General features: G+C 67.6%; 11 protein-coding genes. 5 read left to right on the forward strand and 6 right to left on the reverse strand.

Annotated features, from left to right (window positions below; translation table 11 throughout):
* The first annotated feature begins 14 nt into the window (after positions 1-14).
* Positions 15-554: a DUF924 family protein gene (locus C1926_RS19580; RefSeq protein WP_108747341.1), complete on the forward strand. Its 540-nt coding sequence runs from the start codon at positions 15-17 to the stop codon at positions 552-554.
* A gap of 106 nt (positions 555-660) precedes the next feature.
* On the opposite strand, the gene grxD is transcribed toward C1926_RS19580, so the two are convergent.
* Positions 661-1,587 (reverse strand): Grx4 family monothiol glutaredoxin, encoded by a 927-nt coding sequence (gene grxD, locus C1926_RS19585; protein WP_079223271.1) that lies wholly within the window; start codon positions 1,585-1,587, stop codon positions 661-663.
* A 60-nt stretch (positions 1,588-1,647) separates the two neighbouring features.
* Here grxD and C1926_RS19590 point away from each other — a divergent pair, with 60 nt between their 5' ends.
* Positions 1,648-2,427 (forward strand): polysaccharide deacetylase family protein, encoded by a 780-nt coding sequence (locus C1926_RS19590; RefSeq protein ID WP_108760356.1) that lies wholly within the window; start codon positions 1,648-1,650, stop codon positions 2,425-2,427.
* A 76-nt stretch (positions 2,428-2,503) separates the two neighbouring features.
* Here the strand turns inward: C1926_RS19590 and C1926_RS19595 are convergent, their stop codons facing one another.
* Genes C1926_RS19595 through C1926_RS19605 form a run of 3 tightly spaced genes read right to left on the reverse strand, consistent with a single transcriptional unit; the run spans position 2,504 to position 5,118 of the window.
* On the reverse strand, positions 2,504-3,220 hold the full coding sequence (locus C1926_RS19595; protein WP_108760357.1) for a class I SAM-dependent methyltransferase: 717 nt from the start codon (positions 3,218-3,220) through the stop codon (positions 2,504-2,506).
* Positions 3,221-3,223: 3 nt separating this feature from the next.
* Positions 3,224-3,841: an SGNH/GDSL hydrolase family protein gene (locus C1926_RS19600; RefSeq protein ID WP_108760358.1), complete on the reverse strand. Its 618-nt coding sequence runs from the start codon at positions 3,839-3,841 to the stop codon at positions 3,224-3,226.
* A gap of 2 nt (positions 3,842-3,843) precedes the next feature.
* Entirely contained in the window at positions 3,844-5,118 is a 1,275-nt protein-coding gene (locus C1926_RS19605; RefSeq protein ID WP_108760359.1) for a pyridoxal phosphate-dependent aminotransferase, read from the reverse strand.
* Positions 5,119-5,241: 123 nt separating this feature from the next.
* On the opposite strand from C1926_RS19605, the gene rsgA reads away from it, so the two are divergent.
* The 3 genes from rsgA to C1926_RS19625 all read left to right on the forward strand — a co-directional run bounded on the left by rsgA (position 5,242) and on the right by C1926_RS19625 (position 10,914).
* Positions 5,242-6,342 carry a ribosome small subunit-dependent GTPase A gene (rsgA, locus tag C1926_RS19610; protein ID WP_234458277.1) on the forward strand — a complete coding sequence of 367 codons (1,101 nt, stop codon included), beginning with the start codon at positions 5,242-5,244 and terminating at the stop codon, positions 6,340-6,342.
* A 556-nt stretch (positions 6,343-6,898) separates the two neighbouring features.
* Positions 6,899-8,152: a flavohemoglobin expression-modulating QEGLA motif protein gene (locus C1926_RS19615; RefSeq protein ID WP_108760361.1), complete on the forward strand. Its 1,254-nt coding sequence runs from the start codon at positions 6,899-6,901 to the stop codon at positions 8,150-8,152.
* Positions 8,153-8,625: 473 nt separating this feature from the next.
* Complete coding sequence (locus tag C1926_RS19625; RefSeq protein WP_108747334.1) at positions 8,626-10,914, forward strand: TonB-dependent receptor; 2,289 nt, start codon at positions 8,626-8,628, stop codon at positions 10,912-10,914.
* A 137-nt stretch (positions 10,915-11,051) separates the two neighbouring features.
* On the opposite strand, the gene C1926_RS19630 is transcribed toward C1926_RS19625, so the two are convergent.
* Positions 11,052-11,765, reverse strand: a complete 714-nt coding sequence (locus C1926_RS19630; protein WP_159095163.1) for a hypothetical protein — start codon at positions 11,763-11,765, stop codon at positions 11,052-11,054.
* 61 nt (positions 11,766-11,826) lie between these two features.
* Positions 11,827-12,096, reverse strand: coding sequence for a PAAR domain-containing protein (locus C1926_RS19635; RefSeq protein ID WP_108760364.1), 270 nt, complete (start codon positions 12,094-12,096; stop codon positions 11,827-11,829).
* Between the last annotated feature and the right edge of the window lie 3 nt (positions 12,097-12,099).

Genomic DNA, 12,099 nt, shown 5'->3' on the forward strand with positions numbered 1-12,099 from the left:
CTGGAGAGCAGGTGATGGACGTTGCCGCGCAAGTGGTGGAATTCTGGAAAGAGGCGGGCCCGGCGAAGTGGTTCGCCCGCGATGATGCGTTCGACGCGCGGTTCCGCGAGCTGTTCCTGGAGGAACACCATGCGGCGGCCTCGCGCGGGCGCGAACACTGGCTGGGCAGTGCCGAAGGCGCGCTGGCGCTGATGCTGCTGCTGGACCAGTTCCCGCGCAACTGCTTCCGTGGCACTGCCCATTCCTTCGCCACCGATGGCCTGGCCCGGCATTACGCCATGCGTGCCATCGAGGAAGGCCTGGACCTGCAGCTGGTGCCCAAGCTGCGCGCCTTCATCTACCTGCCGTTCGAGCATTCCGAAGATCCGTTCGACCAGGATCGTTCGGTGGCCATGTTCGACGTGCTGGGTGACAAGGAATACCTGCAGTACGCCGAAGTGCACCGTGACGTCATCCGCCGCTTCGGCCGCTTCCCGCACCGCAACGCCGTGCTGGGCCGCATTCCCAGCCCGGAAGAACTGGATTTCCTCGCCGAAGGCGGGTTTGCGGGGTAGGTCCACGCCATGCGTGGATAAAAAAACGCCGGCGTTCGCCGGCGTTTTTCGTGCCGGGTCAGATCCCTTCCCGCAGGAAAGGGCTCTGACCCCGTGGGCTGGCCGATCAGTACTTCGGCACGCCGTTGTCCACCTCGTCCGACCAGGCGTCAATGCCGCCGGTGACGTTGAACACCTTGGTGAAGCCCAGGGTGCGGAACTGCTCGGCGGCCTGCGCGCTGCGGCCACCGTGGTGGCACAGGAAGGCCAGCGGGGTGTCCTTGGGCAGGCCTTCCAGCTCGGCGCGGCCGTTGCCGTCGAAGCTCTTGAACGGCACGCCGACCGCGGCGATGGCGCGCTCGTCGGCCGGGCGCACGTCGACCAGGGTCACGTTGCCGGCGCGCACCAGGTCGTCGGCGTCACGCACGCTGATTTCCTGCACGGGCTTGGGCGCGTTCGGGTTGTCGATGGCCAGGCCCTTGCCGCGGATGTCATCGACCCAGTCGATGGTGATGCCGTCGGCGCGGCGCGCGCTGGACAGGTCGAACTGCACGCGCAGGCCGTTGGATTCGGCAGCGATCGCGCTGTCATCGTGCGGAGCCAGCTGGAAGTTCGGCTGGAAGCGCGCATCGATGGTCAGCTGCAGCGAAGCGCCGGGGGCATCGGCCAGCGCACCCTTCAGCATTTCCACGGCGGCCGGGGTGACGGTGATGCGCGGCGGGGTGCGGTCCGGCGCGGCCAGGCCGAGCACGCTGCTCAGTTCGCCGCTGGCGGCCATCTGCAGGATGATGTCGCTGCCACCGACCAGTTCGCCGTCGATGTACAGCTGCGGGATGGTCGGCCAGTCGCCGTAGGCCTTGATGCCTTCACGGATTTCCTGGTCGGCCAGCACGTTGACGTGGGCGAAGTCGACGCCCAGGTCCTGCAGGGCGCCCACGGCTTTGGCCGAGAAGCCGCACTGCGGCATCGACGGCTGGCCCTTCATGAACAGCACGACGCGGTTGTCGTTGAGCAGGGATTCGATGCGCGAACGCAGGGCGGGATCGAGGGACATGGGCAGTCTAGGGTCCGTAAATTCGAATCACCCATTCTACGCCCCATGGCATCATGGGGCATGACCAACGCAGGAACATTGCATCGCATCCCGACCCGGCCGTGGCGCTGGCTGCCCTGGCTGGTGGCGTCGCAGGTGGCGGTGATCCTGGTCTGGGTGCTGGCCGGCTGGCGCTGGGGGCTGCCGTTGATGGTGGCCACCCACGCGCTGTTCATGGTGCCGGTGTTCCTGCCCAACAGCCGTTTCTACACGCCGGTGCTGGACCGCCTGGCCGACGCCGGTGACAGCGTCTGGCTGACGATCGACGATGGCCCCAGCGCGGAGACCCCGGCGCTGCTGGACCTGCTGGACCGGCACCAGGCGAAGGCGACTTTCTTCCTGGTCGGCGAGCGCGCATTGGCGCACCCGGCCCTGGTGGGGGAGATCCTGCGCCGCGGTCATGACCTGGGCAACCACAGCCACACCCACCCGCAGACCCGGTTCTGGCGGCTGGGCCCGGCGGCGATGCGTGCCGAGATCGAAGGCTGCCACCAGGCGCTGGAAGCGGTCAGCGGCCGCCCGGCGCGCTGGTACCGCTCGGTGGTGGGCATGACCAACCCGTTCGTGGCGCCGGTGCTGGCGGCGCTGGGCCTGGTGCGCGTGGGCTGGACCGCGCGCGGCTATGACGGCGTGGGCTGCACGCCCGACGGCGTGATGGCGCGCCTGCTGCCCGGCCTGCGGCCCGGTGCCATCGTGCTGCTGCATGAAGGTGCCGCACACGGCCACAACCTGGCCATCATCGAACGCGTGCTGCAGGTGCTGGACCAGCGTGGCCTGAAGGCGCGGCTGCCGTCCCTGTAGTGCGGTAGCGCCGGGCCTGCGCTCGGCGAGCGCATGGCGCGGCCTGCTTCTGGAATCCGCCGGGCATGGCCCGGCGCTACCGCGCCCGCTGTGCCACCAGCAACCAGCTGTTGAACGGCGTGCGCCCATGCAGCGGCCGCACCTGACCCACCTGCAATCCCGCCTCGGCCAGCGTCGCCCGCAGCCGTGCGGGGTCGGGGTAATGCCGCGGCCGCGTACCCATCCAGCCCACCAGCCAGGCCAGGCGATCGGCCACGCGCGTGGTGCGGTCCCGGCGGTCGCCGGTGGCCAGCGGCGTGCGCAGCAACAGGCTGCCCCCGGGGGCCACCCGTGCGCTGGCGGCGTTCAGCAGCGCCAGCTGCGGCTGCGCGTCCAGATACTGCAGCACGTCCAGCAGCAGCACGTGCCCGGCCTGCGCAGGCAGCGGCGCCTGCACGTCCAGGCAGTCGAAACGCACATCGTCCAGGCCGGCGCCGGCCCGCTGCGCGCGGGCGATCTTGCCGGCATCCACGTCCACGCCCAGGTAAGGTTGGCGGCGGCCGCGCTGGCGCAGCACGTGGGCGAACAGGCCCAGCCCGCAGCCCAGGTCGAGCAGCGGCAGGGCATCGTCGGGAAGGTGCTGCAGGACGCCGTCGTACAACGGGTCGCTGCCCAGCTTGCCGCGCGTGTAGTAGTAGTCGCGGCGGTTGCCCCAGGCCTGCACCGGGCGGAACGCCTCGGCAATGGCCCGTGCGTGGCCGCGCTCCAGCGGCGAACATTCCAGCGGTGTGCCGTTCCCTGGCAGGCCATCCATCGCTCAGTCCGTGCGCTGCAGCAGCTGCGTGGCCACGGGCAGGGCGCGTTCGGCCCACAACGCATACATCCGCGCGGACGGATGCAGGCCATCCCCGGCGATCATCGCCGGGTCGGTGCCGTGCGTGCGGCTGATGTCGGTGATGTCGACGAAGGCCACGCCACGCTGGGTGCTGATCACCTCGGCGGCGGCGTTGAATTCGTCGGTCTCGATCTCGACGCTGGCCAGGTCACGACCGCTGCCGGCGCCGAACGGGGTCGCGCCCCAGTCGGGGAAGGACAGCACCAGCACGCGGCCGGCATCGCCACCGGCAAAGCCGATCGCACGCTGCAGCAGCGCCTCGAACTGGTGGCGGTATTCGTCCAGCGGGCGCCCGCGGTACTGGTTGTTGACCCCGATCAGCAGGCTGACGAACCCAAACGGGCCCTGCGGTGCGGCCGCATCGATGCCGGCATCGAGCTCGTCGGTGGTCCAGCCGGTGGTGGCGATGGTCTGCGGGTCGGCCAGGTCCACGCCCTGCGCGCGCAGCGCCGCGGCCAGCTGGTGCGGCCAGCGGCCTTCGACCGCGACCGCCTCACCGATGGTGTACGAATCGCCCAGCGCCAGGAAGGACAGCGCCACGCTCAGGCCACCGAGCGGCGCGGCTTCAGCGGCACGACCTTGGTGGCGTCCTCGGCGCGGCGGGCCAGCACGCGGTCGATGCGCGCGAACACATCGCGCATCACCGAGGCTTCCGGCAGCAGGGTCACGCGGAAGTGGTGGCGGTAGGGCACGTTGAAGCTCGAGCCCGGTACCACCAGCACGCCTTCGTCGTTCATCAGGTCCAGCGCGAAATTGTGGTCGTCGAAGCCCTTGGCGGCAGCACCGACCACGGCCGGGAACGCGTACAGGGCGCCGGCCGGGGCGACCAGCGACAGGTGCTCGCTGGCGTTGCAGGCCTCGATCACCGCGCGGCGGGTTTCATACAGGCGGCCGCCGGGGGCACACAGTTCGGAAATGGTGTCCGGGCCGTTTACCGCGGCGTCGATGGCGTACTGGCCCGGCACGTTGGCGCACAGGCGCAGCGCACTGAGCAGGTCCAGTGCCGCGCGGAACTCACCCAGGCGCGCATCGTCGCCACTGAGGTGGGCCCAGCCCACGCGCCAGCCGCAGGCACGGTGCACCTTGCTCAGGCCGCTGAAGGTCAGGCACGGATGGTCGCCGGCCAGCGGCGCGACCGGCTGGAACACCGCATCGTCATAGAGGATCTGGTCGTAGATTTCATCGACCAGCAGCAGCAGGTTGTGGCGGCGTGCGATCTCGACCACGCGTTCCAGCAGCTCGCGCGGGTAGCTGGCGCCGCTGGGGTTGTTCGGGTTGATCAGCACGATGGCACGGGTGCGCGAGGACACCAGCGTCTCGATCTCGGTCGGGTCGGGCTGGAAGCCGTTCTCCGGCGCGCAGCGGTAGTACACCGGGCGGCCGTCGTTGAGGATGGCGGCGGCCGACCACAGCGGGTAGTCCGGCGAGGGCACCAGCACTTCGTCGCCCGGGTTCAGCAGGGCGCGCAGCGACAGGTCGATCAGCTCGCTGACGCCGTTGCCGACGAACACGCGGTCCGGGTGGGCATCGGGCGCACCACGGCGCGCATAGGCGGCGGCGATGGCTTCGCGGGCCACCGGCAGGCCCTGCTGGTGGGTGTACGGGTCGGTGCGGCCCATGTCATCGGCAATCGCGTGCTGCAGGTGCTCGGGCGCGCGGAAGCCGAAGTTGCCGGGGTTGCCGATGTTCAGCTTGATCAGCTTGCGGCCCTGCGCTTCCAGCTCCCGCGCTCGCCGGGCCAGTTCTCCGCGGATTTCGTAGCGCACTTCGGAAAGGCGCTCGCGGGTGGCCAGGGGCTTGTGCGACGTGGTGGACATGGGGGCTGGGCCGTCAAAAGGCATGGGGTTTCCATCCTACCGGAATTGCTGCAGTGCATGGCAAGGCCCCAGGGCCTGCCGTTGCTGGGCTGGCAGGGCATCGGGCCGGTTAGAATGGCGGCGATGACCCAGACCCCCGATTTCAACGCCCTGCAGACCATCGGCTGGCCCTGGCCGGGCCCGCCGCAGCAGGCCGACTGGCAGGCCGCCATGGCCGCGCACCCGCAGGCCCGCCCGGCGCGCGTGATCGAACAGCACCGCACCCACTATGTGGTGGCCGACGGCCCGGACGCCTCGATCAAGGCCGAGTCGCTGCCGGAATGGCAGCGCCCGCGCTTCCCCAGCCACGAGCGGCCGGCGGTGGGTGACTGGGTGCTGCTGGACGGCATCCGCATCGTTGCGCTGCTGCCACGGCGTACCGCCATCAAGCGCGGCGCGGCTGGCGAGCATTACCACCAGCAGGTGATCGCGGCCAACATCGATACGGTGTTCATCGTCTGTGGCCTGGATGCCGACTTCAACCCGCGCCGCATCGAGCGCTACCTGCTGCTGGTCGGCGGCGGCGGTGCCGAACCGGTGGTGGTGCTGACCAAGGCCGACCAGACCGAGTACAGCGAAGACGCGCTGGCGGTGCTGGAGGAGCTGGAGATGCAGGGCATCGCGCTGCACGCGATCAATGGCCTGGATGCCGACAGCGTGTCCGTGCTGGAACCCTGGCTGGGCCCGGGCCGCACGGTGGTGCTGGTCGGTTCGTCCGGTGCCGGCAAATCCACGCTGACCAACACCCTGCTGGGCGAGCAGCGGATGAAGACCAATGCCGTGCGCGCCAACGATTCGCGCGGCCGCCACACCACCACCCACCGCGCGCTGATGCCGCTGCCGATGGGCGCGTGCCTGATCGACACGCCGGGCATGCGCGAGCTGAAGCCGACCGGCGAAGAAACACTGTCCGAAGGCGGCTTCGCCGACATCGAGGCACTGGCGGCGCAGTGCCGTTTCAACGACTGCATGCACCAGCAGGAGCCGGGCTGCGCCGTGCGCGCTGCCATCGATGCCGGTGAGATCGAAGAGAGCCGGCTGCAGAACTACTTCAAGCTGAAGGAAGAAGTGGCTGCCGCCGCCGCCAAGCTGGCCGTGCGCCAGGCCGAAACCGCGCAGGAGCGCGGCGGCAAGAAGGGCAAGGGCCAGCAGTTCCGCCCGGCGGGCAAGCCGCGCAGGCGCTGATGGGTATCGCGGGGTCGGATCCCATTGCGCTGCAATGGGCTCTGACCCCTGCAATGGCCCCGCCTCTGCCTGCTCTGGTAGGTGTCCGAAGCCCCGCCTGCGGCGGATGCCAGCCAAGGTTGGCAACTACCGGGATGCGCGCCTCTGCTCTGGCAGGTGCCAACCTTGGTTGGCACGGAGGTGTCCGAAGCCCCGCCTGTGGCGGATGCCAACCAAGGTTGGCAACTACCGGGTTCCGCGCCTCTGCTCTGGTAGGTGCCAACGTTGGTTGGCACGGAGGTGTCCGAAGCCCCGCCTGCGGCGGATGCCAACCAAGGTTGGCATCTACCGGGATGCGCGCCTCTGCTCTGGTAGGTGCCAACCTTGGTTGGCACGGAGGTGTCCGAAGCCCGCCTGCGGCGGATGCCAACCAAGGTTGGCGTCTACCGGGATGCGCGCCTCTGCTCTGGTAGGTGCCAACCTTGGTTGGCACGGAGGTGTCCGAAGCCCCGCCTGCGGCGGATGCCAACCAAGGTTGGCAACTACCATCTCGCGGGCAGGGCGCTATAGTCCGCCCATGGAAACGACCGCGACGCTGGACCATGACGTGGCCCACCATGCGGCGCTCGACGCACGACTGGTCGAGGCCGTGGGCGGCATCCGCCTGCTGGGGCTGACCAGTTGGCCGGCAACGGTGCAGGCACCGTTCCTGGACAGCGTGGCCCGCGGACAGCCGGTGCTGCCGAAGGTGGAGTACCCGAAGCTGGATTTCAGCGAGGAGCGCCGCGCGCTGGCCGCCATCGCCGCCGAGTGTGATCCCAGCCATCCGCTGGGCCACTACGTGCAGCAGTCCGCGCAGAGCTGGGACCTGGCCGCGCAGCTGCTGGAAGGCCTGGGCACTGCCGCCGTGGACCGCTGTTCGGTGCAGCTGTTCGGTGCGCCGGAACAACCGTTGCCGGGCAACGGCCCAAGCACGCGCGAGGCCGCCCGCCACTTCATCCAGATCGCCAGCGAACTGGACAGCGAACTGCTGGCGCCGGAAGAACAGGTGCCGGTGTCGGCCATCGCCCTGCAGCTGCAGCTGCAGAACGACCTCGACGGCTTCTTTGAATCGCGCATCATCCAGGTGCAGCTGGACCCGGAACTGGTGTCCAAGGCGGCCGCTGGCCCGACCCGCATCCGCCTGCGCACCAGCGCGCGTTTCAGCGCCTATGACCGCGCGCAGCTGTTCCATCACGAAGCGCTGGTGCATTCGCTCACCGCATTGAATGGCCGCGAACAACCGGTGCTGCCCAGCCTGGCCCTGTCCTCGCCACGGGTGACCGCCACCCAGGAAGGCCTGGCCACGTTCGCCGAGCAGATCACCGGCAGCATCGACATCGAACGGCTGAAGCGCATCAGCCTGCGCACCGAAGCCATTGCAATGGCACGCGAAGGCGCGGATTTCATCGAGGTGTACCGCTATTTCTGCGAGGCCGGGCAGAACCCGGAAGAGAGCTTCGCCTCGGCGCAGCGCGTGTTCCGCGGCGTGCCGCCGAGTGGAGGCCTGGCCTTCACCAAGGACACGGTGTACCTGCGCGGGCTGGTGTCGGTGCATACCTTCTTCCGGCACATGCTGGCCGAGGATCGCCTGCAGGTCTGCCGCTGGCTGTTTGCCGGCAAGATGAGCCTGACCGATGCGATTGCCTTCGCACCGTTGTTCGAAAGTGGCGTGTTGAAGCCACCGCGCTGGCTGCCGCACTGGGTGAGCCGGGCGAATGGATTGGCGGGCATGCTGGCGTTCTCGTTGTTCGCCAACCGGATTCGGATGGACCAGCTGGCGCCGGAGTGAAAGGCGCGTTGGAAAGTCCGCCGGAAGTAATCGCCAAATCAAAAACAGAACCGGGGTCAGAGCCCGTTGCGTAGCAACGGGATCCGACCCCGTGCCGACCAACGGTCGGCACCCACCAACAGCCGCGTGAAACTGTCGAAGGCGGGGCACTGTGGGTTTGCGGGGTGTGAGCCGCATGGATGCGGCGACCAAGCCCCCATGGATGGGTTTACGGCGTCCCCGCACACCCACAGTGCCCCGCCATCCCACGGAATGCCGCTCTTGCCTTTGATGTTGACGTTGACGTTGACGTTGACGTTGACGTTGATTCGGCAGGTGCAGGGCGCAGCCCTGCCGAAAAACCCCACGAACGAGACGCGCGTCACTGCCCGCAACACCCGCGCCACTTCGTAAAAAACATTTCATCTTCCATTCGCATAGTGGCGGCGCGCCGTGCCGAGTCGCGGCGGACTCCCCCCATGCAATGGATCCACATGCAGACCCGACACCTCACGATCGCCGTGGCGATCGCGCTTTCCGCCGCCAGCGCGCATGCCGCTGAAACCACCGATGCCACCGCCGACGCCGCGCTGAGCGCACAGACGCTCGACACCGTGTCCGTCATCGGCCAGGGCGAAACCCGCCAGGTGCAGCGCATCACCGCCGTGGACAAGCAGGTGCTGCCGCCTGGCACCAGCGGCCAGAAGATCCTCGACCGCCTGCCGGGCGTGTCGGTGCAGTCCAACGATGCTTTCGGTGCGAATGAAGAATCGCAGACCATCAGCCTGCGCGGCTTCGACAAGAGCCGCCTCGGCTACACGCTCGATGGCATCCCGCTGGGCGACAACAGCTACGGCAACTACAACGGCCTGAGCATCGCCCGCGCACTGATCGCCGAAAACCTCGCTGGTGCTGAACTGTCGCAGGGCATCGGTTCACTGGGCGTCGCCTCCACCAGCAACCTGGGCGGCACCATCCAGTATTTCTCGATGGACCCCTCCACCGAATTCGGCGGCCGTGCCAGCGTCACCGTGGGCGATGACAACCAGCGCCGCGGCTACCTGCGCGTGGATACCGGCGACATCAACGGCTTCTCGGCCTATGTCTCCGGCGTGCACCAGGACCAGGACATGTGGGCCGCGCCGTACCAGAACCAGACCACCCGCCAGTTCAACGCCAAGGCCGTGTGGAACGTGGGCGACCACCGCTTCGGCGCGTTCGTCGCCACCTCGCGCGCCAGCCAGGCCAACTACGCCTATCTCTCCAAGGACATGCTGGACCGCGGCCTGGGCTGGGACTGGAACATCTACGCGCCGGACTGGGACCGTGCCGTCGCGGCCGCCTGGTGCGCACCCGGCACGCGCGATCCGGCCAAGTGCCAGTTCAGCGGCGGTGTCAACAGCATCGACGATGCCTACTACCAGAGCCGCGCGCTGCGCGATGACAACCTGTACTCGGTCGATGCCGACCTGCGCCTGGGCGAGCAGGGCCGCCTGAAGCTGGTGGCCTACCACCATGACAACCGTGGCCAGGGCCACTGGTGGGCGCCGGGCCAGCCGTCCTATCCGGGCACCGACCAGATGCTGCCGATCTCCATCCGCAGCACCAACTACACCATCAACCGCGATGGCCTGACCGCTGCGCTGTCGTGGCAGGTGGGCATCCACGAGCTGGAAGCCGGCCTGTGGTACGAGCAGAACGACCACAACGTGTCGCGCAATTTCTACTACATCAGTGGTCCGTTCCTGGATGATCTGTACCTGAAGAATCCGGACCGCCTGCTGTTCAACCAGGACTTCGACATCCGCACGCAGCAGTTCTACGTGCAGGACCGCATGCGCTTCCTCGACCAGCGCCTGACCGTGGACGTGGGCATCAAGAGCCCGAACACGCGCATGCGCGCCACCGCAAAATCCGGTGTGGAGACCAGCATTGCCTCGGGCACGCTGACCGCCAAGGAATCGGTGCTGCCGCAGGTCGGCCTGGGCTTCAAGCTCAACGCCAACAACGAGCTGTTTGCTTCGTACGCCGAGAACATCGCGGCCTTCGTCGGCGGCGGCAGCGGCGGCCCGCTGCAGGTCTCGCCGGAATCGTTCGCGGCCAGCGCCGGGCTGGAACCGGAAAAGTCGAAGAGCCTGGAAGCCGGCTTCCGTACCTTTGGCGAGAAGTACCAGGCATCCATCGCCGCGTACAACGTGAAGTTCGACAACCGCCTGCTGTCGCTCAACCCGTGTTCGAGCATCGAAGTCGGTACGCGCCCTGAGTGCGTGACGCGCTTCATCAACGTGGGTTCGGTGAAGAGCCATGGCGCCGAGCTGACCTTCATCCTCAAGCCGGTTGATGGGCTGCAGTGGTACAACGCGCTGTCCTGGAACAAGACCACCTACGAGGATGACTACACCTCCGGTGGCGCGATCGTGCCGGTGGCCGGCAAGATCACCGTGGATACGCCGCAGCGCATGGCGTCCAGCGAGATCAGCTGGAACCGCGATGGCTTCTTCGCCAGCCTGCGCGCCAAGTACACCGGCAAGCGCTACTACACCTACACCAACGACCAGTCGGTGCCGGGCGTGACCACCTTCGATGCCGGTGCAGGCTATGACTTTGGCCCGGGCATGGGCCTGCGCAACATCCGCGTGTCGTTGAACGCGACCAACCTGACCAACAAGCGTTACGCCGGCCAGTTGAGTTCGTTCGCACCGACCGATCCGACCGGCACGCGTTATGCCATCCATGCCAGTGCACCGCGCCAGGTGTTCATGACGGTGGCGGCGGAGTTTTGATCGGGTAGGGATGACGCATCCACGCGTGGCGTGGATCTACTGGGTCTTGGTGCCTCCACGTCGCGCGCGGATGGTGTTGGACCGGTAGATCCACGCCGCGCGTGGATGGGGTTGTGCAGTCAAGGGGCACCGGGCATTCACGGCGTCTCCGTCGGCGCTGCTGCTTCCTGGGGCGTAGGTGCTGCTGGCTGACCAATGCGCGGGGGGCGCTCTCTCGCAGCGCTTTGCGCGGCGACGCCCAAGCTCACCGCCAGAACGGCAGCAACCAATGCGCCGCACAGCCACACCTTGGCTGCAGTCCGGGACATCTGGGCCGCCAGCACCTCGCCAGGTCGCCCGTGGTAATCCCAGTACTGCGCTGCGTTGTGTTCTTCCTTCAATGCGGCCGAGCGGATCATGCCGATCAGCAGGCAGGCTGGCAACATTACGGCAATCAGTACGACAGGATAGATCAAGCGGGCATTGACAGATTCATACTCGATGTAGCCCACGGTGAGCACCAGCATGAACCCTGCAGCGCCGAATGCGATCTGGTCCAGCTGCCCCGCGTACCGCTTCCCTATCCACTGGTCGAGAAAGCCGCGGCGCATGCCGTTGACCGTTGCAAACAAGGGTATGAACAGCATCATCGCAAACGGGATCGGGCTTTCATCAGATGCGTAGCGGTACGCATGGTCGGGGCCCTCCTGGAACGCGGGGAACAGCGCGACGACAAAGAAGGCCAGGCAGAGGGCGACGAGCAGGTCCAAGGCGGCCCAGGCAAGCACAACGGAATCTGCTGCCTCCTGGATGACCTCACGTGGCTGATGGGGCTCTTCCGGTGGGGAAGTACTTGGCTGTCGATCATTCATGGACGAGTCCTTCTGTTGCTGAGCGGAGCTGAAAAATGGGACGTGTCTTCTGCCGCACGACTTATCCCACTTTGACGTGCGCGGCCTTGCCGGCGATGGCATGGCAGCCGCAGCTGAGCAGGTGGCCTTCCAGCACGATCGGCAGGCCGTTGGCCAGATGGGTGCTGCTGCCCTCGACGAAACTGTGCTCGCCGGGGTGCAGGGAACAGCTGGCGTAGTCACCCTTCACCGCCACTGGATGCCCATTGATGCGATGGGTGGAAGCATGCTGGCAGCGGGTGACCTCGCCGCCGCCCGTGGTGGAATCGCCTTGGCAGATGGGGGAAGGCATGGC

This window comes from Stenotrophomonas sp. ZAC14A_NAIMI4_1 (assembly GCF_003086915.1).
In the GTDB taxonomy this organism is placed as follows: Bacteria; Pseudomonadota; Gammaproteobacteria; order Xanthomonadales; family Xanthomonadaceae; genus Stenotrophomonas.